The 23,639-nt window shown below is 55.6% G+C and carries 20 protein-coding genes and 3 tRNA genes; 22 read left to right on the top strand and 1 reads right to left on the bottom strand.

Annotated elements, in window-relative coordinates; all coding sequences use genetic code 11:
• The first annotated feature begins 10 nt into the window (after window positions 1–10).
• The 3 genes from ABXH05_RS13330 to ABXH05_RS13320 are packed head-to-tail and all read left to right on the top strand — an operon-like array spanning window position 11 to window position 2,221.
• Complete coding sequence (locus ABXH05_RS13330) at window positions 11–1,516, top strand: NAD(P)H-hydrate dehydratase (RefSeq protein ID WP_353561418.1); 1,506 nt, start codon at window positions 11–13, stop codon at window positions 1,514–1,516.
• Window positions 1,509–1,724, top strand: coding sequence for a hypothetical protein (locus ABXH05_RS13325; RefSeq protein ID WP_348140019.1), 216 nt, complete (start codon window positions 1,509–1,511; stop codon window positions 1,722–1,724). The genes ABXH05_RS13330 and ABXH05_RS13325 overlap by 8 nt, the downstream gene beginning before the upstream one ends.
• Complete coding sequence (locus tag ABXH05_RS13320) at window positions 1,724–2,221, top strand: GNAT family N-acetyltransferase (protein ID WP_353561417.1); 498 nt, start codon at window positions 1,724–1,726, stop codon at window positions 2,219–2,221. The genes ABXH05_RS13325 and ABXH05_RS13320 overlap by 1 nt, the downstream gene beginning before the upstream one ends.
• A gap of 10 nt (window positions 2,222–2,231) precedes the next feature.
• On the opposite strand, the gene ABXH05_RS13315 is transcribed toward ABXH05_RS13320, so the two are convergent.
• Complete coding sequence (locus ABXH05_RS13315; protein WP_353561416.1) at window positions 2,232–2,978, bottom strand: TrmB family transcriptional regulator; 747 nt, start codon at window positions 2,976–2,978, stop codon at window positions 2,232–2,234.
• Between the two features lie 89 nt (window positions 2,979–3,067).
• Between ABXH05_RS13315 and ABXH05_RS13310 the strand changes: the two genes are divergently transcribed.
• The 19 genes from ABXH05_RS13310 to nuoH all read left to right on the top strand — a co-directional run bounded on the left by ABXH05_RS13310 (window position 3,068) and on the right by nuoH (window position 23,633).
• The gene (locus ABXH05_RS13310) at window positions 3,068–3,448 is read left to right on the top strand and encodes a hypothetical protein (RefSeq protein WP_353561415.1); all 381 of its coding nucleotides are present in this window, start codon (window positions 3,068–3,070) and stop codon (window positions 3,446–3,448) included.
• A gap of 21 nt (window positions 3,449–3,469) precedes the next feature.
• Window positions 3,470–4,504 (top strand): carbon-nitrogen hydrolase family protein, encoded by a 1,035-nt coding sequence (locus ABXH05_RS13305; RefSeq protein WP_353561414.1) that lies wholly within the window; start codon window positions 3,470–3,472, stop codon window positions 4,502–4,504.
• A gap of 109 nt (window positions 4,505–4,613) precedes the next feature.
• Window positions 4,614–4,698, top strand: a tRNA-Leu gene (locus ABXH05_RS13300).
• A gap of 141 nt (window positions 4,699–4,839) precedes the next feature.
• Complete coding sequence (gene tig / locus ABXH05_RS13295; protein ID WP_353561413.1) at window positions 4,840–6,333, top strand: trigger factor; 1,494 nt, start codon at window positions 4,840–4,842, stop codon at window positions 6,331–6,333.
• A gap of 192 nt (window positions 6,334–6,525) precedes the next feature.
• Entirely contained in the window at window positions 6,526–7,164 is a 639-nt protein-coding gene (clpP, locus tag ABXH05_RS13290) for an ATP-dependent Clp endopeptidase proteolytic subunit ClpP (RefSeq protein ID WP_348140031.1), read from the top strand.
• 306 nt (window positions 7,165–7,470) lie between these two features.
• Window positions 7,471–8,745, top strand: coding sequence for an ATP-dependent Clp protease ATP-binding subunit ClpX (clpX, locus tag ABXH05_RS13285; protein WP_043948882.1), 1,275 nt, complete (start codon window positions 7,471–7,473; stop codon window positions 8,743–8,745).
• Between the two features lie 225 nt (window positions 8,746–8,970).
• Window positions 8,971–11,433 (top strand): endopeptidase La, encoded by a 2,463-nt coding sequence (lon, locus tag ABXH05_RS13280; RefSeq protein WP_348140034.1) that lies wholly within the window; start codon window positions 8,971–8,973, stop codon window positions 11,431–11,433.
• Window positions 11,434–11,763: 330 nt separating this feature from the next.
• Window positions 11,764–12,039, top strand: a complete 276-nt coding sequence (hbs, locus tag ABXH05_RS13275) for a non-specific DNA-binding protein Hbs (protein ID WP_043948883.1) — start codon at window positions 11,764–11,766, stop codon at window positions 12,037–12,039.
• Window positions 12,040–12,266: 227 nt separating this feature from the next.
• Window positions 12,267–12,342, top strand: a tRNA-Val gene (locus ABXH05_RS13270).
• 386 nt (window positions 12,343–12,728) lie between these two features.
• Window positions 12,729–14,987: a PAS domain-containing protein gene (locus ABXH05_RS13265; protein ID WP_353561412.1), complete on the top strand. Its 2,259-nt coding sequence runs from the start codon at window positions 12,729–12,731 to the stop codon at window positions 14,985–14,987.
• A gap of 69 nt (window positions 14,988–15,056) precedes the next feature.
• A tRNA-Asp gene (locus tag ABXH05_RS13260) sits at window positions 15,057–15,133 on the top strand.
• 518 nt (window positions 15,134–15,651) lie between these two features.
• Complete coding sequence (locus tag ABXH05_RS13255) at window positions 15,652–16,017, top strand: NADH-quinone oxidoreductase subunit A (RefSeq protein ID WP_348140039.1); 366 nt, start codon at window positions 15,652–15,654, stop codon at window positions 16,015–16,017.
• A gap of 68 nt (window positions 16,018–16,085) precedes the next feature.
• Window positions 16,086–16,610: a NuoB/complex I 20 kDa subunit family protein gene (locus tag ABXH05_RS13250; RefSeq protein WP_275450970.1), complete on the top strand. Its 525-nt coding sequence runs from the start codon at window positions 16,086–16,088 to the stop codon at window positions 16,608–16,610.
• An 87-nt stretch (window positions 16,611–16,697) separates the two neighbouring features.
• Window positions 16,698–17,330: an NADH-quinone oxidoreductase subunit C gene (locus tag ABXH05_RS13245; RefSeq protein ID WP_353561411.1), complete on the top strand. Its 633-nt coding sequence runs from the start codon at window positions 16,698–16,700 to the stop codon at window positions 17,328–17,330.
• Window positions 17,327–18,550 (top strand): NADH-quinone oxidoreductase subunit D, encoded by a 1,224-nt coding sequence (locus ABXH05_RS13240; RefSeq protein WP_353561410.1) that lies wholly within the window; start codon window positions 17,327–17,329, stop codon window positions 18,548–18,550. The genes ABXH05_RS13245 and ABXH05_RS13240 overlap by 4 nt, the downstream gene beginning before the upstream one ends.
• A complete protein-coding gene (gene nuoE, locus ABXH05_RS13235) occupies window positions 18,547–19,173 on the top strand; it encodes an NADH-quinone oxidoreductase subunit NuoE (RefSeq protein ID WP_348140045.1) in 627 nt (208 codons plus the stop codon). The genes ABXH05_RS13240 and nuoE overlap by 4 nt, the downstream gene beginning before the upstream one ends.
• 2 nt (window positions 19,174–19,175) lie before the next feature.
• On the top strand, window positions 19,176–20,480 hold the full coding sequence (gene nuoF / locus ABXH05_RS13230; RefSeq protein WP_348140047.1) for an NADH-quinone oxidoreductase subunit NuoF: 1,305 nt from the start codon (window positions 19,176–19,178) through the stop codon (window positions 20,478–20,480).
• A gap of 20 nt (window positions 20,481–20,500) precedes the next feature.
• Complete coding sequence (gene nuoG / locus ABXH05_RS13225; protein WP_502947741.1) at window positions 20,501–22,615, top strand: NADH-quinone oxidoreductase subunit NuoG; 2,115 nt, start codon at window positions 20,501–20,503, stop codon at window positions 22,613–22,615.
• A complete protein-coding gene (nuoH, locus tag ABXH05_RS13220; RefSeq protein WP_348140049.1) occupies window positions 22,608–23,633 on the top strand; it encodes an NADH-quinone oxidoreductase subunit NuoH in 1,026 nt (341 codons plus the stop codon). Before nuoG ends, nuoH begins: the two co-directional genes overlap by 8 nt.
• Window positions 23,634–23,639 lie beyond the last annotated feature (6 nt).

Raw genomic sequence — 23,639 nt, 5'->3', positions numbered from 1 at the left:
GGAGCACCTCATGAATTCTGACCTGCCCGGGCCCGAGCTCCTGACGACAGACGAAATGTATCGTGCTGATGCATTTGCGATAGCTGCGGGTACTCCTGGCAGGGACCTGATGGAAACGGCAGGCGCTGCCGTTGCCGACGCCATTTGTGATCGGTGGGATGTCCGCGCTACTGCAGTTCTGTGCGGTCCGGGAAACAATGGTGGTGATGGGTTCGTCATTGCCCGCCTGCTCGGCGAGCGCGGTTGGCCGGTGACTTTGTACCTGCTTGGTGGTCTGGACAAGTTGACTGGCGATGCGGCACTTGCCGCATCGGACTGGAAGGGACAGACGCATCCCCTGACGGAGAACTGTACCGAAGGAGCTGCATTGGTTGTCGATGCGCTCTTCGGCGCAGGACTGACCCGACCATTGGAAGGCGTGCCAGCCAAACTTGCAGCCGCAAGTCATGTAAGCGATGTGCCCCATGTGTCTGTGGATGTACCAAGCGGCATTGATGGCAACACCGGTGCAGACCGCGGTCAGGCATTTGCGGCAGATCTGACCGTCACATTCCATCGTGCCAAACCGGGCCACCTGTTGATGCCGGGACGCGTTAGATGCGGTGAGCTTGTGGTTTCACCAATTGGTATTCCCGACGCCTCAATTGCTCACGTAAGCCCCGCAGCATTTCACAACAGTCCTGACTTTTGGGCGCCTCATTTTCCGTTCCTGCGCAACGATGGACATAAATACAGTCGCGGGCATGCGGTGGTTGTGAGCGGTGGCGCGACTTCTACCGGTGCGGCGAGGTTGGCTGCACGAGGCGCGTTGCGCGCAGGTGCGGGGTTGGTGACAGTCGCAAGTCCTGAAGAGTCACTTGCTGCAAATGCTGCGCACCTGACAGCAGTTATGCTTGAAGAATTTGATGGTGCACCGGGTATCACGGCCATACTGGCGGACAAGCGCAAGAATGCTGTGTTGATTGGACCGGGATCAGGCGTCAGCTCCTTCACACGGGCCCGCACGCTTGCGGTTTTGAAGAGCAACACTGACGTGGTGTTGGATGCAGATGCTCTGACGTCCTTCCAGGAGTTTCCTGACGTGTGTTGGTCGGCGATCCTCAATTTGCCGGACCGACAGGTCGTCCTCACTCCCCATGAAGGGGAGTTCAAGCGTCTTTTCCCTGACCTTGAAGACCATCCGGATGGAAAGCCCGGTCGTGTGCGCGAAGCCGCGAAAAGATCCGGGGCCGTTGTGGTGCTCAAGGGACCAGATACGGTGATTGCTGATCCTCAGGGTCACATTGCTATCAATGCAAACGCACCGCCAACACTTGCTACCGCCGGCTCCGGCGATGTGCTGGCTGGGTTTGTACTTGCCCAATTGGCGCAAGGTGTACCGGCATTCCAGGCGGCCTGCATCGGTGTCTGGCTGCACGGTGAAGCCGCCACGCATTTTGGTCCGGGGTTGATAGCCGAGGATTTGCCCGAGATGCTGCCTGATGTTCTGGAAGAACTGGAGGGTTACATTGGCTGAGAAACCGAAGTTCAGAAAACCACTTCCCAAGCGGTTCAATGTTGCTGTGACAGACGAGGCCTACGCCACTTTGCGCCGCTTCGCAGGTGATACGAACCTGTCCAACAACTATGTGCTGACCACTCTTCTGGAATATGCCGATGAACTCGTTGACCCTGTCGCTTTCCAGCGCTGCGTCAACGACATGCTGGAAAAGGCGCGCGTCTGATGGCTGCCGATATCCGCCGCGCTCGATTGTCAGACCTCGGGCAGATCGTGGAGATCTACAACCACTATGTGATCAACACTGCGATCACGTTTGACATAGATCCGTATACGGTTGAAACGCGTCGCGGCTGGTTTGACCAGTTTGGTGATGCCGGGCCACATCAGCTTCTGGTAGCTGAGGCTGACGGCGACATAGTGGGATACGCCGGAACAATGCCGTTTCGGCCAAAAGCGGCATATGCCCAATCGGTTGAGACAACGGTATATCTGAGGGGCGATGCAGGCGGGCAGGGGTTGGGAAGTAAGCTCTACGAGGCCCTATTTGCGGCCCTTGAAGGTGCGCCGGTCCACCGATTGCTGGCAGGTATGACAGTGCCCAATCAGGCATCAGACGCGTTGCATGCAAAACATGGATTCGAGCCGTGTGGCCTGTTTCACGAGGTCGGTTTCAAATTCGACAAGTACTGGGATGTGCAATGGTACGACCGCGTGCTGTAGCGCAAGTGGGCTACACGCTCGCCTGCCACATCACATCAAACAACGCTTTCTGCACCTTGGCGAACTCGCTGCTTTCGATAATGAGGCCATAGTTCTCCTTTCGGGATGAGATGAGGCCCACCTTGTTGTCGAACAGGAACAGGGTCATCACAAATGGTTCCGTAGCAGAGGTGTAGCGGACACGACGCTTCTCTTCATCACTGTCCTGCCAAATGTCGTCAGTCTCTTCCGCCTTGGATCGCAGGACATGGAGCCATTTTCCTGCCGCAACACGCTGGGCCACAAACCGATCAATGACATCGCGTCCCGGCGAAGCAAGCAGTTCCTGCATGGACAAGATTCCACGGACAGTGTCCGCATCCGAAGTGAGCACTGTGTTCAGCACCGTCGAGATGCCGTCGACGCCATCGTAGACCTGAAAACGCGGCGTGCTTTCGCCCTTGTCATATAGGGATCGCAAATCTGGCAGCATCGCTGATAGCGCGCGTTGCTTGTCGTCCAGGTTGCGAGCCAGCACGTCCGGGTTTTCGGCCACCATGTGTGTCTTGCCACCCTTCTGGACGAGGGTGACGAGCTTCTCGTCCTTGAGTTTTTCAAGGAGCGAGTAGGCCGTGGTGCGTCCGATCCCCGCCTCCCGAGCCACTTGCTGCACCGGCGCGCTGCCCAGTTTCAGAGCGGCCACATAGAAACGCCCCAGCTTGCCGCTAAGGCCAAGAGAGGCCAGACTGCCTTCAATACTGTCGGAAAATTTAGACATTGCGACCCGATATAATCTCCAAATATATTGAAAATAAGTAATCCAGACACAAAAAAGTGTCCAAGTAATTCGACAGGAATAAACGGCTCATGAGCGAAATTCTGATCACATCTGGCCTGATACAGGTCACAGTAGCTGTGTTGCTGGGGTGGCCTTTGGCCCTGATGCACTCTGGCTGGAAGCAGGTCGGACCGCTTCGTCACACAAAGAGGGTGCTGCAATATCACCTCGACAATGTGTTCATGGGCATTTTGCAGATGGTGATTGCAACAGTGTTCCCTGAGATGCCCGTGGTTGCGGGGTGGCTATTGCTTGTGGGCTCCTGGACCAACCCGATGCCCTTCCTCTACATGGCCTGTTCCACCAAGCCGCTGCCTGAGCAGCGCGGTATGCGGGTGTTCTCGATCATATCCTTCATCATCATGACGACCGCCTATCTGTGGCTCGTTGGTGCGTGGCTTACCCGATAAGCGCAAAAGGAGGTCTGCCCCATGTCTCAGGAGACATTTGAAACGACACGAGTTGCGGCGGTGCAGATGGAGGCGCGGGTTGCTGATGTCCCGTACAACATCGAACAGGCGTCGCGGCTTATCGATCAAGCGATTGCAAGGGGCGCGAAGGTCATCGCGATCCCTGAATTCTTCACAACACGCATCGTTTATGACGAGCGGTTGTTTGCGTGTTCCTTGCCGCCGGAGAACCCTGCGCTCGACATGCTCGTATCGAAGGCAACCCGCAATCAGGTGATGATTGGCGGCTCCTACCTCGAGATGCGCGACGGCGATGTGTACAACACCTATGTGCTCGTTGAACCTGACGGGACGGTCCACCGCCACGACAAAGATCTACCCACAATGGTGGAGAACGCTTTCTATGTCGGAGGCAGCGACGACGGCTGCATCGAAACATCCCAGGGTCGTATCGGTGCAGCTGTGTGTTGGGAAATGGTCCGCACACAGACGCCCAAGCGGCTCATCGGTAAAGTTGACCTGCTGATGACCGGATCACACTGGTGGTCAGACCCGGGCTGGTGGGTCTTCAAGCCCATCGCAAAGTCGTTTCATGAAGGCAATGGTCGCATGATGCACCGCACGCCGGGCCGACTGGCGGCAATGATTGGGGCACCGATCCTGCATGCAGGTCACACAGGCACCCTCGAGGGCGGCTACCTCATGGTGCCGGGCTCCCGTTTTAACGTTGGGACCCGCACTCAATTGATGGGTGACACGCAAATCATAAATGGGGAAGGCGAGTTGGTTGCTTCTATGCACTACTCAGAAGGCGCAGGTGTCATCACTGCCGACATTGAACTCGGTGGGACTCCGCCACGGGAGACCATTCCTGAGCGCTTCTGGATTCAGCGGTTGAGCCGCCTTACGAATTTCATATGGCACCACCAGAATGCCTGCGGAAAATCAGCCTATCAGTGGGCAAAACGGACCGGGCGATTGCAGACATATGATTTCACAAGCAACGCACCGCCGGCCGCATTGACCTTGCGAAAAGATGAGGTTTTGACGCTCTGATGAGCCCATCCGGCATGAACGGAGCCAACCGGGCATAAATCCCGAGTATCTGCCTGTTTGCGCTTTGTGATTCATGGTGTAGAAAGCGCTCCGCCTGTCAGGCAGGTATGCGGGCGTGGTGGAATTGGTAGACACGCAAGATTTAGGTTCTTGTGCCGCAAGGCGTGGGGGTTCAAGTCCCTTCGCCCGCACCACATCCTGACACAACAGATTTGCTGCCTTTTGGGGGCGCGCATGAGGCGCCGGCCCCTTGAAAAGTGCGGTGTATTGGCATTTCAAGTCCATGGATCTCCATGAGTCTGAGATGCGCAACATGAAACGGAATTGAGACGGCGATGCAGGTCACCGAAACCCTCTCTGAAGGGCTGAAACGCGAATTTATGGTTGTCATCGAAGCTGCGGACCTCGCTGGCCGCCTGGATGCCAAGCTAGATGAAATCAAAGGCCAGGTTCAGCTCAAGGGCTTCCGCCCGGGCAAAGTGCCCAAGTCGCACCTCATGAAGACCTACGGCAAGTCCGTAATGGGCGATGTCATTCAGGAGACCGTTGGTGAAACGTCCCAGAAGGCAATCGAAGAGCGCGAACTGAAACCGGCGCTGCAGCCCAACATTGAGCTTGAAGGCGATGTAGAGCCGGTTATTGAGGGCAAGTCTGACCTCACCTACAAGCTCACATTCGAAATCATGCCCGATTTCGATTTGCCTGACTTCTCAGCTCTCAAGCTCTCCCGCCCTGTGGTGGAAGTCAGCGATGAAGAAGTAGACGAGTCCATCACTCAGATGGCTGCACAGCAGCAGAACTTTGAGCCAAAGGACGAGAAGGCAAAAGCAGAAGACGGCGACCGCCTCACAATTGACTTCCTCGGCAAGGTCGATGATGTGGCCTTTGAAGGCGGCACTGCAGAAGGCGCGTCGCTGGTGATTGGGTCTGGGCAGTTCATTCCTGGTTTTGAAGAACAGCTCGTTGGCGCCAAGGCTGGCGACGACGTGACCGTCAATGTGACGTTCCCAGCCGAGTATGGTGCTGAGCATCTCGCGGGCAAGGATGCTGTTTTCGACGTGAAGGTCCAGGAAGTCGCTGGCCCCGCCGAAACAAAGATTGATGATGAGTTCGCCACGCAGATGGGCCTTGAAAGCCTGGATGCCCTTAAGGAAGCTCTCAAAGGCCGCATCGGTGAGGACTACGGTCGTATCTCTCGAAACCGGGTAAAACGTTCATTGCTTGATGAACTTGATGGCCTTTTGGATTTCGAATTGCCACCGACCATGCTTGAGCAGGAGATCGAGCAGATCATCCAGCAGGCCCAGTCTGAGAAAGCGCATAGCGCTGAAGATTATGATCCTGAGCAGGATCATGACCACGACCATTCAGACGTCGAAATTTCCGATGAGGAAAAAGAAGAGTTCAAGACAATCGCCGCACGCCGCGTGCGCCTTGGTCTGCTTCTGTCCGAAGTGGGAACGCGCAATGAGGTTCAGGTCACTCAGGACGAAGTGAACCGCGCCATTGCTGAACAGGCCCGTAATTTCCCGGGACAGGAACAGCAGGTGTTCCAGTTCTACACGCAGAACCAGCAGGCTCAGGCACAGATCCGGGCGCCTCTGTTTGAAGACAAGGTGGTCGACTACATCCTCGAGCTAGCCAAAGTCACCGACGAAACAGTGACCCGCGAAGCGCTTCTGGAAGATCCGGATGCGCCGGCTGAAGAAGCTGTTGATGCGAAGGAAGACAAGCCGAAGAAGAAGGCTGCTGCCAAAAAGAAGGCTGCCACTAAGAAAAAGGCCACTTCCAAGAAGAAAGACGACAAAAAGAGCAAGGACGACAAATAGGCCTCAATTGGTTCGCCAATCCGTCTCTTTCTGTGGATAAGTCTGGTCCGTCTTTACGGTTTGGCCAGCAAGACCTATCTAATGTGGGGTAGCCGTGATTCACGGCACCCCACATTTTCGTTTGGCATGCTGGGAATGCGAAGAAACCCAGTCTGTTGAACCCGCCAATTCGCACCAAGGACGACACTGAAGATGCATGATCCCGTCGAGACTTACATGAACCTCGTGCCCATGGTGGTCGAACAGACCAGCCGGGGCGAACGGTCCTACGACATCTTTTCCCGTCTCCTGAAGGAGCGGATCATTTTTGTGACTGGACCTGTCGAAGATGGCATGGCCAGCCTGATTACAGCGCAGCTGCTCTTTTTGGAGTCAGAGAACCCCAAAAAGGAGATTGCCATGTACATCAACTCTCCTGGCGGCATTGTGACCTCCGGCATGGCGATCTACGACACCATGCAGTTTATCCGTCCTCAGATTTCCACGCTGTGCATCGGACAGGCCGCATCCATGGGCTCTTTGCTGCTGGCCGCAGGCCAAAAGGACATGCGATTCGCACTTCCAAATGCACGGATCATGGTTCACCAGCCATCTGGCGGCTTTCAGGGTCAGGCGTCTGATATTGAAATTCATGCCCGCGAAGTGCTCGCTCTGCGTGAGCGGCTCAATCAGATTTACGTGAAGCACACCGGCCAGGAAATTGACAAGGTTCAGGAAGCTTTGGAGCGCGATAACTTCATGACACCTGAATCTGCTAAGGATTTCGGGCTCATAGACGCTGTCATGGACAGCCGTCCGGGTGATCCCGCTGATGAAGCACAGGCTGCCTAACCCCAATTTCGGCCAATTTTTGTCCGAAATGTCAGGTTGCCTGATTTTGGGGCACCTTGACTAAGGTAAATGCGGCTCCACGTTGGTCTTAACCGGGTGTTGATTGCCCTTCGGCTATCGTGGTCGAATGAAAAAGACGGGATTCGCCTGAATCCCCCCTCCTTGTTGCCTTCCATTCATCTTGGCTGGCGTAGCGTTTGCAGTTCGAGGGGCAGATAGGGACGGTGGTTCAGGCACCAACAAGCGCATGGCGCGGAGTTTTCCGCTGCCAGGCCGATATCGAGGAACCCTTTTGGGTAGGTTTTTATGAGCAAAGTCAGCGGCGGCAGTGGCGATTCCAAAAACACTCTCTACTGCTCTTTCTGTGGCAAGAGCCAGCATGAGGTGCGCAAGCTGATTGCTGGTCCGACGGTATTCATCTGCGATGAATGCGTTGAGCTGTGCATGGACATCATCCGTGAAGAGAACAAATCCTCATTGGTGAAATCCCGCGATGGCGTCCCTACGCCACTCGACATCAATGAAGTGCTCGATGAGTACGTAATCGGCCAGGCCCACGCCAAGCGCGTCCTGGCGGTTGCCGTGCACAACCATTACAAGCGCCTTGGCCACGCTTCCAAGAACTCTGAAGTGGAACTGGCAAAATCAAACATTCTTCTGATCGGTCCAACCGGCTGCGGTAAGACGCTCCTCGCGCAGACCCTGGCACGTATTCTTGATGTGCCGTTCACGATGGCTGATGCCACCACACTTACCGAAGCGGGGTATGTGGGCGAAGACGTTGAGAACATCATTCTCAAGCTGCTGCAGTCCGCCGACTACAATGTGGAACGCGCCCAGCGCGGCATCGTCTATATCGACGAAGTGGACAAGATTTCCCGTAAGTCTGACAACCCGTCCATCACGCGCGATGTGTCTGGTGAAGGCGTTCAGCAGGCGCTGCTCAAAATCATGGAAGGCACAGTTGCAAGTGTGCCTCCCCAGGGTGGCCGCAAGCATCCACAGCAGGAATTCCTGCAGGTAGATACAACCAATATCCTCTTCATTTGCGGTGGTGCATTTGCCGGTCTGGAAAAGATCATCGGCAGTCGTGGCAAGTCCACGTCAATCGGCTTCGCTGCACAGGTGGAAGCTGAAGATGATCGCAAGACTGGCGAGCTTCTGAAATCCATCGAACCGGAAGATCTGCTGAAGTTCGGTCTCATTCCGGAATTTGTTGGTCGTGTGCCGGTTCTCGCAACGCTGGAAGATCTTGATTCCGATGCGCTGATTAAAATCCTTACCGAGCCTAAGAATGCTCTCGTGAAGCAGTACCAGCGTCTGTTCGAGATGGAAGACACCCAGCTCACCTTCACCGAAGAAGCGCTGAAGGCTATTTCCCTCAAGGCGATCGAACGTAAGACGGGTGCCCGCGGATTGCGCTCCATTCTGGAATCAATCCTGCTGGAAACCATGTTTGAGCTGCCTGGTCTTGATGGTGTGGAAGAAGTGGTGATTTCCGGCGATGTGGTCGAAGGCCGCGCCCAGCCGCTCTACATCTATGCCGAGCGCAAAGCTGAAGAAGCTGACGCCAGCGCATAAGTGCGCAAAGCCCTGAGGCCATATGTCGACAACAACATATGGCCTTGAAGCACGGCTCTTGCGCACCAGATATTGAGGTGAAGCGCGGTGCGTCCTGTACGGCCGCTGCTCCCCAAAATGGTTGAAATCTGGGTTTTTGGCACCGACCACTCTCATGTCGTGTGTCTGCATAAAGCCCGCCAGGACGCCTCAAGCTAGGGTCCGTCAGATAAAAGGTGACTTTGTATGACTGAGAGCACCGATACACCCAAAAGCAGTGGAAGCACGGGCATTGTGACCCCGCGGCCAGAAGGCCTCCCGGTCTTGCCGCTGCGTGACATTGTTGTGTTCCCGCACATGGTGGTGCCGCTTTTTGTGGGCCGCCCGAAATCCGTTCGCGCCCTTGAAGACGTGATGGCGGAAGACAAGCAGATTTTGCTGCTCACTCAGAAAGACGCATCAGACGATGATCCGTCTACTGATGATATGTATGACATCGGCGCGGTCGCGACCGTTCTGCAGCTTCTCAAATTGCCTGACGGGACTGTCAAAGTTCTCGTCGAAGGCGTTCGCCGCGCCAAGGTGACCGAATGGGTCGCCAATGATGAATTCTTCCAGGCCAAGATGGATGTTTTGGAAGACGACGAAAGCGGAGAGGCTGAGATCAACGCACTCAAGCGTTCTGTGACCGGTCATTTCGAAGAATATGTGAAGCTCAACAAGAAGGTTCCGCCTGAAGTTGTGGTTTCAGTTGGCCAGATCACCGAAGCCTCCAAGCTGGCGGATACGGTATCGTCACACCTCAATATCCGCATCTCTGAAAAGCAGGAGCTGCTTGAGCTGATCGCCGTGCGCGAACGGCTGGAGCGCATCTATGGCTTCATGGAAGGCGAGATCAGCGTCCTTCAGGTTGAGAAGGAGATCCGCAAGCGCGTCAAAACTCAGATGGAGAAGACGCAGCGCGAGTACTATCTCAACGAACAGATGAAGGCGATCCAGAAGGAACTGGGCGAAGGCGAAGACGGCAAGGACGATATTGCTGAACTCGAAGAGCGTATTGAGAAGACCAAGTTCTCCAAAGAAGCCAAGGAAAAGGCCAATGCGGAGCTCAAGAAGCTCAAGCAGATGAGCCCGATGTCAGCTGAGTCCACGGTAGTGCGCAACTATCTGGATTGGATGCTGTCTATCCCCTGGGGCAAAAAGGGTCGTGTCAAAAAGGACCTGAACGCCGCAGAAAAAGTTCTCAACGACGACCACTTCGGTCTTGAGAAGGTCAAGGAGCGCATCCTTGAGTATCTTGCAGTCCAGCAGCGGACAAACAAGCTGCGCGGACCAATCCTGTGCCTCGTCGGGCCTCCCGGTGTTGGTAAGACGTCGCTTGGCAAATCGATTGCGAAGGCAACGGGCCGTGACTTCGTGCGCATGTCGCTTGGTGGTGTTCGTGACGAAGCTGAAATCCGTGGCCATCGCCGGACATATATCGGCTCCATGCCAGGCAAGATCATCCAGTCGATGAAGAAGGCGAAGTCGGTGAACCCGCTCTTCCTGCTCGATGAAATCGACAAGATGGGGCAGGACTTCCGGGGCGATCCGGCTTCTGCTCTGCTTGAGGTCCTGGATCCTGAACAGAATGCGTCGTTTGCTGATCACTACATGGAAGTCGACTACGACCTCTCCAATGTGATGTTTGTTACAACGGCCAACACGCTCAACATGCCGCAGCCACTGATGGATCGCATGGAGATCATCCGCATTGCCGGTTACACGGAAGACGAGAAGGTCGAAATTGCCCGACGTCATCTGATCGACCGCCAGTTCAAGGCTCATGGTCTCAAGAAGGGCGAGTGGGAAATCAACGATGATGGCCTGCGCACTTTGATCCGTCGCTACACACGTGAAGCCGGTGTGCGAAACCTTGAACGTGAGCTTGCAGGCTTGGCCCGCAAGGCCGTGAAGCAGATCCTCACCAGTGATGTTGAGAAGGTGCTCGTCACCAATGACAACATCGAGGAGTACGCTGGCGTTCCGAAGTTCCGTTTCGGGGTCAGTGAAGAAGAGGATCAGGTTGGTGCGGTGACCGGTCTGGCTTGGACAGAAGTGGGCGGTGAACTGCTGACCATTGAAGGCGTCATGGTGCCCGGCAATGGTAAGATGACGACCACCGGCAAGCTTGGCGATGTGATGAAGGAGTCAATCGGAGCAGCGTCTTCCTATGTGAAGTCTCGATCCGTTGAGCTCGGCATTCGCCCGACATACTTCCAGCGCAAGGACATCCACGTCCACGTTCCGGAAGGTGCAACGCCCAAGGATGGCCCTTCGGCCGGCATTGGCATGGCAACCACCATCATCTCGTTGATGACTGGCATTCCCGTGCGCAAAGACATAGCCATGACTGGCGAAGTCACGCTTCGAGGTCGCGTCCTACCGATCGGTGGCCTTAAGGAGAAGCTCTTGGCAGCTCTTCGTGGCGGCATCAAAAAGGTGCTGATCCCGGAAGAGAATGCCAAGGATTTGCCGGAGATTCCCGACAACGTGAAAAACGAAATCGAGATCGTGCCTGTCTCCAGCATGGACGAAGTTGTAAAACATGCCCTTGTCGAGGCGGTAACACCGCTTGACCCAGAAACGACGGAGCTTGAAGAGCAGGCTCTTTCTAATCTGGCCCAGGGGGCAGGAGCCACCGGAGAAGGTGCAATTCGCGCCCATTAAGGCGTTGTCGAGCCGTAGCGGCTGATTCGAAAAACCATCTAAGCGGCGGGGTTTCTTGGCCCCGCCGCTTTTTTTTGGATTTATGGTGCCGCGCCGCAAAAGCTGCTTGTCTATCAATGGCTTAGCGTATTTTGCGATGCTCAATTCAAAAAAGTGATTGAATTCAAGGGTTTAAGGGTTCTGAGCCACATGGTGCGCGGCTTCGTCTATGGTGCGCCGCACCATCTTTTTTGCCGGATTTCTGCGGAAAAAGCCTTGGTCGGCGCTTCTGCGCGGGTCTAACCTCAAAGTCCTAAACCGCACCACATTCCAAGCGATGGGGCATTCAAAGTGAATAAGAACGATCTGATTGCAGAAGTGGCCGAACAGACCGGCCTGTCTAAAACCGATGCGACAACAGCAGTTGAAAGCGTCTTCGACCAGGTCACCAAGACCCTACAGGGTGGTGACGAAGTCCGGATCGTCGGATTTGGGACTTTCAGTGTGTCGCAACGCGCTGCCAGTGAAGGGCGTAATCCACGCACTGGCGAGAAGATTCAGATACCTGCGTCGAAGCAGCCTAAGTTTAAGGCTGGCAAGGGCCTGAAGGACGCTGTGAATAGCTGATTTCAGCCGACGTCTATTGGGCACCACTGAGTACAGCCCTTTTGATTGGTACCAGGACGGCCTGAGCGCCCCAACAGGGGCTGCCGGGCCGTTTTGCGTTGTATGGCCTCTAAATGAGCCAAAAGTGTCCAGAAGCAGCCAAATCCCTCTTGGCGAATGACGCGAGGTGGCGTATGACCTGCCTCCGCGCCTCACAAAATGAGCGCGTCAGCCATATGGCATCACATGGGCGGTTAGCTCAGCTGGAAGAGCATCTCGTTTACACCGAGAGGGTCGGCGGTTCGAGCCCGTCACCGCCCACCATGTGCCTTTGACTCCCAGACGTGGCTACCAGGCACCTTAGGCTTAGCTGGGCATTTACCTTTGTTATCTAGATTGCGTTGAGTTGCACATCGGAGCGATTTTGAAGTCGTGCGCCGAAAATCTCGGGTTGCTAGCCGGGACGTAGTTCAAGGCAGAGATTTATGAGGGACACAGGTCCGGAGGCACCCAGCACTGATGCTGCTGAAAGTGTGCCACCAATCGATTGGCTGCCAAGCCCAACGCTTCTCATAGATGCGCAGGGAGATTGCCTTGCTGCGTCAGACAGTGCCTGCGAACTGCTTTCCTTAGACTGCAAAGCACTTCTTGGGGACGGCTGGATCAACACGTTCCGCGGTGCCGATGAGAACATCCGCTGGATTGCATCCATGGCAGGCCTCAAGGGCGGCTCATTGTCGATGGATCTTGCCGCAAACACACAACTTGGTCGGTCATTCCAGCTTGAGTTCAAACCCGCACTCAACACAAAAGGCCTCCTGTTCGTTTGTGTGTCGGAAACCACGTCGGAACGCCAAGCTCTGTGGGCAACAGGTCACTACAAGACATTGCTGGATCGCATCCAGACCATAAGCAACACAGGCTACTGGCGGTATGACGTCTCGACCGGAAGTGTTCTGTGGTCCGACCGCGTATTTGAAATCCATGGTCTTGAACCAGATCCATCAGGTGTGAATATCGATACAGCCATTGCGGCGTACCATCCTGATGATCGGCAGCGCGTGCGCGACTGCATCAGCCATAGTTTGGAGACCGGTGAAGCGTTCGAATTTGACCTACGTATTTTGCGCCCCGATGGGAGCGTTCGATATGTTGTCTCACGAGGCGAGGTCGAAAACGCCGATGTGCCCGGCGCTGCCAGACTGTTTGGCGTCTTCCACGACGTAACATCGGAGCGTGAAGAAGACCTCGCAAAGCAGGTGACACAAGAGCGCCTGCGCATGGTGGTGGAGGCTTCCCGTGACGGTTTATGGGATTGGGACTTCGGCTCCGATGTCATTTTCATGTCTGAGCGGCTGAAGGAAATCCTCGGCGTAACTGAAACAGGAAATGCGTTTGACGCCGATGTTGTCAGAGCATTCATTCACCCCGAACACCGCAAATCTTTCTACAGCCTTATCGACCGCTCATTTAAGACAGGTAATCGCTGTGACGGCGAAGTGCGCTTCGTGCGAGCTGATGGCACGGACGGGTGGGTGCAGGTCAAAGCAGTTGCGTCTTTCAACAGTGATGGCAAACCTGGTCGCGTGGTATGTGCCGTTGGCGACATCACCGAGCGCCGCCAGGCCGAGGAGGAGTTGCGCCAGGCGCGTGTGGATGCACTGGAAGCAAGCGAAGCCAAATCCAAATTCGTGGCAACGGTAAGCCATGAGCTTCGAACGCCTCTAAACGGCATCATCGGGATGCTTGATCTCCTGACAAGTGCCAACTTGAACTCAGACCAGCAGCCTCTTGCCGATATCGCCGTCGACAGCGCGCGCGGTTTGCTTGCCATCCTTGATGACTTGCTTGACCTGTCGAAACTTGGCGCCAATCGACTTGAGCTGAACCCGGTAGAGTTTCGACCGTACGACTTGGTGCAGGGGGTCATCCACCTGTTTGCCCCCGGTGCCGCACAGCGTGATATGGGAATTTTCCTGGATGTGGATCCCCAGGTTCCCGAAGCGATTGTTGCTGACAAGGTACGATTGCGTCAGATCCTGTCCAACCTCATAGGCAATGCGCTGAAGTTTACAGACGCGGGTACGATCAATGTCTACCTGTCAATGACGGAAGGGACGGACAATCGGGCCAAGCTGAGATGTTCAATTCAAGACACCGGTATCGGAATCGACGGTGATGCGCAGGCGCGACTGTTTGAACCCTACGTTCAGGCCTCCGGCAAAACCTTCGAGGAATTTGGCGGTACCGGTTTGGGGCTCGCGATATGTAAGCAGCTTGCTGAACGCATGGGCGGTAAAATAGGCGTGGAAAGTCAGCCTGGGATGGGCAGCACGTTCTGGTTCACAATTGATTTTGCCGAACCTAACGATGCTTTTGGCGATGATCATCTTGAACCTGCACCCACAGCAGTGCCGATGAAGGTCAGGGCCGCAAATGTTGATGCTTCCACGGAGCCGATGCCAACACTAGATGAGGCGGTCAACCGATCTCCGTCTAAACTCGAAGCCTTTTCTGCGCAACATGCCGTCAACGATCCTTCAAAGCCTCATTTGCTGATTGCTGAAGACAATGCTGTAAACCAAAGGGTTATCACGGCGATGGTCTCCAGGCTTGGATACACCTACGACCTTGTCGAAGACGGAGCTCAGGCCATCGAAGCTGTGCGTGGCACTGCATATGACGCGGTGCTGATGGATGTCCAAATGCCAAATATCGATGGTGTTATGGCAACCCGCCTGATCCGTGAAGAAGAACGTGATACCGATCGCTATCTACCCATTATTGCGATTACGGCGCACGCAATGCGGGGTACCAAACAGGACTACCTGGCTGCCGGAATGACCGACTTTGTGCCCAAGCCTATTTCGGTCAAGGCACTGGCTGTAAGCCTCCACAAACTCTGCGGCAGCAAGCCAAAAGACGGTGCGGAAGAGAAATCCACAGCTTTAGGGTCCGCAGGTGCTTGACACCTACCTATAGGGTGCCCTAGACACGCCGCTCCGCAGCGCAAAACTGTGCCTGCGGAACCCTTACGCGGGGGTGTAGCTCAGTTGGTTAGAGTGCCGGCCTGTCACGCCGGAGGTCGCGGGTTCGAGTCCCGTCACTCCCGCCATTTTCAGCAAGTCTGAGAATGGCGGTTTGCGTATCAGGAAGCAGCTCACCAAGATGTGCTGATAGATTTCTAAAACTCATTTGTCTTCCCTCGGATCAGCTGGATTTGGCCCTGCAAAATCAGAAACTCTAATCCATCCGCTTGAGGCAGATTGGGCCACATGGGGCAACCCAACTTCAGACCAAACTTTGTCCAGCCAATAGGGTCAGCCATTGCGCCTGCGCGAGGCCCCGAACTGACTCTGCCGGCTGAAACGGCCGGTTTTTAATAACGCCTCGCAACATTGGCCCTCACATGCGTCTAGCGCAGTCTCGACATGCGAAAAAGCAGCGAAAACCACTCGTTCAGCACGTTGAAATGCTGCGGCGCGGGGATATAGTGGCGCCCAATCCTGACTACAAGTGAATCGCCATACTTTTTGGACGTGAAACGGAGGGAAGGGCGGAAGGCGCGGCGAAACAGCCGGGTCGCGGGATATGGCTTCTCATGTCCCCGCAAACACGTTTAAGACAGGGCCCATGCCTGAGCTTCTTGCCAATTATCTGCCGATCATCTTCTTCCTCGGCATTTCCATCGTGCTGGTGACCGCATTTTTGGTCGCGCCGATGATTATTGCGCCGTCAAACCCTGACCCGGAAAAACTCTCAGCCTATGAGTGCGGGTTCAATGCCTTTGACGATGCGCGCATGAAGTTTGATGTGAGGTTTTATCTGGTCGCCATCCTCTTCATCATCTTTGATCTTGAAGTGGCATTCCTCTTTCCCTGGGCAATCTCCCTAGGCGAGATCGGCATGTTCGGATTTTGGTCGATGATGGTGTTCCTCGGCATCCTGACCATTGGGTTTGTGTACGAGTGGAAAAAAGGTGCGCTGGAATGGGAATAGAAACCAAAGACGGTGTCCTGGTTCCTGAAGGCACTGGCGGTCTGATTGATCCCAAGACCGGCTATCTGATGCGAGCGCCGCAACCTTCCGATGCGGACAATGACCCACTGGTCCGGCAGATCACTGAAGAAATGGACGACAAGGGTTTTGTCGTCACCAGCCTGGAAGATCTTATCGCGTGGGGTCGTACCGGCTCATTGATGTGGATGACCTTCGGCCTAGCGTGCTGCGCTGTTGAAATGATGCAGTCATCGATGCCGCGTTATGATGTTGAGCGATTTGGTTTCGCGCCGCGCGGTAGCCCCCGCCACTCAGACGTGATGATCGTGGCAGGCACACTGACCAACAAGATGGCTCCGGCATTGCGCAAGGTGTACGACCAGATGCCCGAGCCCCGCTATGTGATTTCCATGGGCTCCTGCGCTAACGGGGGCGGCTACTACCACTATTCATACTCTGTCGTGCGCGGCTGTGACCGGATCGTCCCGGTTGATGTGTATGTTCCTGGCTGCCCGCCTTCGGCTGAAGCGTTGCTCTACGGCATTTTGCAGCTTCAAAAGAAAATCCGGCGCACAAGCACGATCGTGCGCTGACCTAACCCGCACGTGCCGTTAGGCACAGTGCATCCCGCCCAAAGGTTGCTGATGCGCAGCCTGTAACGAGAACAGCGAAAGCAAGCCATGTCGGTTGTTGACGTGACGCCCAGCGAAGAAACACTCACGGACCTTGCAGAGCAGGTGTCCGGGGGCCTTGGCGATCTTGTGGAAAGCCACGAGGTCGCTTTTGGCGAGTTGGCGATTACCGTACCTGCTGGCGAGATCGTCCGGGTCTTGAAGTTTCTGCGCGATGGAAGCGGTTGTGAGTTTACAACTCTCATCGACATCACAGGTGTCGACTATCCAGCGAGGCAGCGTCGGTTCGACGTGGTTTATCACCTGCTTTCAATGACCCTGAACCAACGTATCCGCATCAAGATTGAAGCTGACGAGGATACGCTGGTTCCAAGTTGCGTTTCTGTTTATCCAGTAGCCAACTGGCAAGAGCGTGAAATCTGGGACATGTACGGCGTTCAGTTTGCCGGCCACCCGGACCTTCGTCGTCTTCTCACCGATTACGGTTTTGAGGGGCATCCGTTGCGCAAGGACTTCCCACTCACCGGCTACTACGAAGTTCGCTATGACGACGAACAGAAGAAAGTGGTCTATGAGCCTGTAAAGCTCATGCAGGAATTCCGCAGCTTTGATTACATGAGCCCGTGGGAAGGTGCTGAATACGTCCTTCCAGGGGATGAGAAGGCGGAGCAGCCCAAATGAACATTGCCCCGACAAATGTCTCCCCCGGCGACGACACCGACAAGACCGATAACATAACAATCAATTTCGGTCCTCAGCATCCAGCTGCTCATGGCGTGCTGCGCCTCGTGCTCGAGATGGATGGCGAAGTGGTCGAGCGTGTCGATCCGCATATCGGCCTTCTCCATCGCGGCACTGAAAAGTTGATGGAGCAGAAGACCTACCTGCAAGCCGTGCCGTACCTGGACCGCCTCGATTACGTGGCCCCAATGAACCAGGAACACGCCTTTGCGATGGCCGTCGAACGTCTGCATGGTATTACCGTTCCCAAGCGTGGCCAGCTCATTCGGGTACTGTACAGCGAGATTGGCCGCTTGCTGTCTCACATCCTCAACATCACGGCGCAGGCGCTGGACGTGGGTGCTATGACACCGATCGTTTGGGGCTTCGAAGAGCGCGAGCGCTTGATGGTGTTTTACGAGCGTGCATCAGGCAGCCGCATGCACGCAGCCTATTTCCGTCCAGGTGGCGTGCATCAGGACCTGCCCAACGAGTTGCTGGATGACATCATGGTCTTCTGCGACGAGTTTCCGCAGGTCATGAATGACATTGAGGCATTGCTGACGGGCAACCGTATTTTCAAGCAGCGCAATGTCGATATTGGGGTTGTTACCAAAGAGGATGCACTTGCCTGGGGGTTCTCCGGCGTGATGGTTCGCGGGTCCGGCATGGCGTGGGACCTGCGCAGGTCGCAGCCCTACGAGTGCTACTCAGAGCTGGAGTTCGATATTCCGGTTGGCAAGAATGGTGATTGCTATGACCGTTATCTGTGCCGCGTTGAGGAGTGCCACCAGTCCATCCGCATCATGAAGCAGTGCCTCGAAAAGTTGCGGAGTCCTGAGGGTGAGGGACCGGTCTCTTCTACTGATGGCAAGATTGTGCCGCCCAAACGCGGTGAGATGAAACGCTCCATGGAAGCGCTGATCCATCACTTCAAACTCTATACCGAGGGCTATCACGTGCCTGCCGGTGAGGTGTATGCAGCGGTGGAAGCGCCTAAGGGTGAATTCGGCGTGTTCCTGGTTTCTGATGGGTCCAATAAGCCTTACCGGTGCAAGTTGCGCGCACCGGGCTTTTCGCACCTGCATGCGATGGATCATTTGTGTAAAGGCCACATGCTGGCGGACGTGTCTGCCATTCTTGGCTCCCTTGATATTGTGTTTGGCGAGGTGGACCGATGAGCGTCCGGCGTCTGGATCCCAACCAGCCTGAAAGTTTTGCATTCACTCCTGAAAACCTGGAGTGGGCGAAAAAGACGATTGCGAAGTACCCTGACGGCCGTCAGGCGTCCGCAGTCATTCCACTTCTTTGGCAGGCGCAAAAGCAGCACGACTACTGGCTGCCAGAACCAGCTATTCGAGTTATCGCGGAGATGTTGGACATGTCCTACATCCGCGTGCTTGAGGTAGCGACCTTCTACACGATGTTTAATCTGTCGCCCGTGGGTAAGCACTTCATCCAGCTTTGCGGCACGACACCCTGCTGGCTGCGTGGGGCTGACGATCTAAAAGAAGTCTGTCGCAAGCGGATCGGCGAGCAAAGCACGGTTTCCACCGATGGGAACTTCTCGTGGCTTGAGGTTGAATGCCTCGGCGCCTGCGCCAACGCGCCAATGGTTCAGATCAACGATGACTACTACGAAGATCTGAGTGCAGAGAATTTTGAAAAACTGCTGGACGATCTCGCTGCTGGACGTGATGTCAGCATTGGCTCCCAGACCGGCCGCAAGTCATCTGAACCAGCAGGCGGCGCGACGACGCTTCAGGATGTTCCGCACATGTCTGCAGAAGGTGAGGGAGCTTAGTCATGCTTGAAGATAAGGACCGCATCTTCACGAACCTGTATGGCTTTGAAAGCTGGAACCTGGAAGCCGCTCGCAAGCGCGGCGATTGGGACGGCACCAAGGAACTGCTGGCCAAGGGCCGCGATTGGATCATTGAGGAAGTCAAGAAATCTGGTCTGCGCGGACGCGGCGGTGCGGGTTTTCCGACCGGCCTGAAATGGTCTTTCATGCCAAAGGAAAGTGACGGTCGTCCTCACTACCTTGTGGTCAATGCCGATGAGTCCGAACCCGGCACCTGCAAAGACCGGGAAATGATGCGGCATGACCCGCACAAGCTGATCGAAGGGTGCCTGGTAGCCGGCTTCGCCATGGGCGCGAACCACGCATATATCTATCTGCGCGGTGAGTACATTTTCGAGCGCGACCGGTTACAGGACGCGGTTGACGAAGCCTATGAGGCAGGCCTCATCGGACCAGACGCATGCGGCTCTGGTTATCCGTTTGATGTAATCGTTCACCATGGAGCAGGCGCATATATCTGCGGTGAAGAAACAGCGTTGCTTGAGAGCCTGGAAGGCAAGAAGGGCATGCCGCGGTTGAAACCGCCATTTCCTGCCAATGTGGGCCTCTATGGCAACCCGACGACCGTCAACAACGTCGAGAGCATTGCTGTGGCGCCCACGATCCTGCGTCGTGGTGGTGATTGGTTCGCCGGCTTTGGTCGCCCCGGCAACACCGGCACCAAGGTTTTCTCGATCTCCGGGCACGTGAACAATCCGTGCAATGTGGAAGAAGAAATGTCGATCCCGCTCAAGGAGCTGATTGAGCGACACGCAGGCGGCGTGCGTGGTGGCTGGGACAATCTGTTGGCGGTCATTCCTGGTGGGTCTTCTGTTCCGCTACTTCCCAAAGACATCTGCGACACGGTTCTGATGGACTTTGACGCGCTCAAGGACGTGCAGTCTGGGCTGGGTACAGCGGCTGTGATCGTCATGGACAAGTCGACGGACATCATCAAAGCGATCGCCCGTCTGTCCTATTTCTACAAGCATGAAAGCTGTGGTCAGTGCACCCCATGCCGCGAAGGCACAGGTTGGATGTGGCGTGTCATGGAACGCATGGCAAAGGGTGAAGCTGAGATAGAGGAGATCGATACGCTCCTCAAAGTCACAAAGCAGGTCGAAGGCCACACCATCTGTGCGCTTGGCGATGCCGCCGCATGGCCAGTGCAGGGCGTTATTCGCCACTTCCGGCCGGAATTTGAAGCACGAATTGCTGCCCGCAAGGCTACCGCATCCAGCGGTGGTTCAGCGGTCGCAGCGGAATAGTCAGGATACGGATCACGAGCATGGGCGAACTGCGCACCATCAAGGTTGACGGCGAAGAGGTTGAGGTCGATAGCGATCTCACGCTGCTGCAGGCGTGTGAAGAAGCAGGCAAGGAAATTCCTCGCTTTTGCTATCACGAGCGCTTGTCGGTCGCTGGTAACTGCCGCATGTGCCTCATTGAGGTAAAGGGCGGCCCGCCCAAGCCTGTTGCCTCATGTGCTCAAAACGTCAAAGACCTGCGTCCTGGCCCTGAAGGTCAGCCACCAGAGCTGTTCACCAATACCAAGATGGTGAAAGACGCCCGCGAGGGCGTGATGGAATTCCTGCTGATCAATCATCCTTTGGATTGCCCGATCTGCGATCAGGGCGGAGAGTGTGACCTGCAGGATCAGGCCATGGCCTATGGCACCGATGGCTCGCGCTATGCGGAAAACAAGCGCGCGGTCGAAGACAAGCATATTGGTCCGCTGGTCAAGACAATCATGACCCGTTGCATCCATTGCACCCGCTGCATTCGGTTTGCGACGGAAGTGGCAGGTGTGGCCGAGCTGGGCGCCATTGGCCGCGGCGAAGACATGGAAATCACCACCTACCTTGAAGAAGCTATGTCGTCCGAGCTTCAGGGTAACGTCATTGATCTTTGCCCGGTTGGTGCATTGACCTCTCGTCCTTACGCCTATCAGGCCCGACCTTGGGAACTGAAGAAGACCGAAACCATTGATGTGATGGATGCCCTTGGCAGCAACATCCGTGTTGATGCGCGGGGCAAAGCCGTCATGCGGATCATTCCGCGCAATGCAGACGACATCAATGAAGAGTGGATTTCTGACAAGACGCGTTTTGTGTGGGATGGCCTGGGCCGCCAGCGCTTGGACCAACCCTATGTGCGCAAGGACGGCAAGCTGAAGCCGGCTTCATGGAACGAAGCGTTTGCGGCAATAGCCGAGCGGCTTGATGGATTGGACGGCACAAAGTTTGCGGCCCTTGCCGGGGATATTGCCTGCTCCGAGAGCATGAAGGCACTCAAAGATCTCTCGGCGGCAATCGGTAGTAGCAATATTGATTGCCGTCAGGATGGCACCAAACTCGAAGCCGGAGCCCGAGGTGGGTATCTTTTCAATTCCGGTATTGAGGGCATTGATGAAGCCGACGCTGTCCTGCTCATCGGCTCAAATCCGCGCGTCGAAGCACCGGTACTGAATGCGCGCCTGCGCCGCCGGTGGCGTGAAACGGGCATGCAGGTGGGTAACATTGGTCCAGCACGCGATCTGACCTACCCAGTGACGGAATTGGGAGCAGGTCCCGACACGTTGAAAGAAGTCGCAGCGGGCACGCATTCCTTTGCGCAGGTTTTGAAAGACGCCAAGAAGCCAATGATCATCATCGGCCAAGGCGCCCTGACGCGGGCTGACGGTGCCGCTGTTTTGGCAAGCGCCATGACACTGGCCCACAGCGTCGGTGCGATCTCTGGCGAGTGGAATGGCTTCAACGTACTTCATACTGCAGCAGCCCGTGTTGCGGGCCTTGATCTTGGCTTCGTCCCCGGCGAAGGCGGCAAGGACACAGCAGCCATTCTGGACGCAGCGCGTTCGGGCGATGTCGAAGTTGTCTATCTACTTGGCGCCGACGAAATCGATGGCACCCATTTTGGCGATGCTTTTGTCATCTATCAGGGTAGTCATGGCGATCGAGGCGCGCATCGTGCGGATGTGATTTTGCCCGGCGCTGCCTACACGGAAAAATCGGCCACATGGGTCAACACCGAAGGGCGCGCTCAACAAGGGCGACGCGCGACGTTCCCACCCGGCGATGCGCGTGAAGACTGGTCAATCATCCGGGCACTCTCTGATGCCATTGGCAAGACATTGCCCTACGACAACCTCGCTCAGTTGCGCGCAGCCATGTATGAGGATGCGCCTCACATGATGCGCATCGGTCAGGTTGAAGCCGGTGACATGCCGACACTGGCAACAGGGGACATGGACTCTGCGGCATTTGAATTGGCGATTTCTGACTTTTTCCTGAGCAACCCGATTGCGAGAGCCAGTAAGACAATGGCTGACCTGTCATTGGCGGCAACTCATCGCGTTGCACAGGACACGACTTCAAAAGAGGCGACCGGCACCAATGGCTGATTTCCTGAGCACATACGGTCTGACCGGAGCCATCATTGTTGGGCAGACACTGCTCACCATCGTTGGTTTGCTCCTGCTGATCGCATTTCTTCTTTATGCGGACCGCAAGGTCTGGGCAGCTGTCGCTCTGCGCCGGGGCCCCAATGTTGTGGGTCCATTCGGTCTGCTTCAGACCTTCGCCGACTTTCTGAAATTCGTCTTCAAGGAATTTGTTATTCCGTCGGGTGCGAACAAGGGTGTGTTCATTCTTGCACCTATTGTTGCCGCTGTTCTGGCCCTGACTGCATGGTCGGTTATTCCGATGGCAGATGGCTGGGCATTGGCAGACATCAATGTGGGCGTGCTCTTCATCTTTGCGATCTCGTCGCTTGGTGTGTACGGCATCATCATGGCCGGGTGGGCATCCAACTCTAAGTACCCGTTCATGGGTGCACTTCGTTCTGCAGCTCAGATGGTGTCCTACGAAGTGTCGATGGGTTTCGTAATCGTCACGGTGCTCCTTGTCGCAGGGTCACTGAACCTCTCAGACATCGTGCGCGCGCAGGATGGTAACTACGGACTGTTGAACTGGTTCTTCATTCCGCTTTTCCCGATGTTCGTGATTTTCTTTATCTCGGCATTGGCTGAAACCAACCGGCCTCCGTTTGATCTGCCGGAGGCAGAAGCAGAGCTCGTTGCGGGCTTTGCGACAGAGTACTCGTCTACGCCCTACATGCTGCTGTTCCTCGCGGAGTACGTGGCGATCCTCCTGATGTGCGCGATGATCACCGTCTTCTTCCTGGGTGGCTGGCTGCCGCCGGTCGACATTGCGCCGTTCAATTGGATTCCCGGATTCTTCTGGTTCTGGTTCAAGGTCATCTTCATTTTCTTCATCTTCGCGATGGTGAAGGCGATGGTGCCAAGGTACCGCTATGACCAGTTGATGCGTCTAGGCTGGAAAGTATTTCTGCCCCTGTCGCTGTTTTATCTCGTGGCCACGGCCGGCGTGCTTGTCGCGTTCGACCTGTTGCCGGCGTAAGGAGAC

The sequence above is a fragment of the Pyruvatibacter sp. HU-CL02332 genome, from assembly GCF_040362765.1.
GTDB lineage: Bacteria > Pseudomonadota > Alphaproteobacteria > CGMCC-115125 > CGMCC-115125 > Pyruvatibacter.
This window is presented reverse-complemented; position numbering and strand designations above follow the sequence as displayed.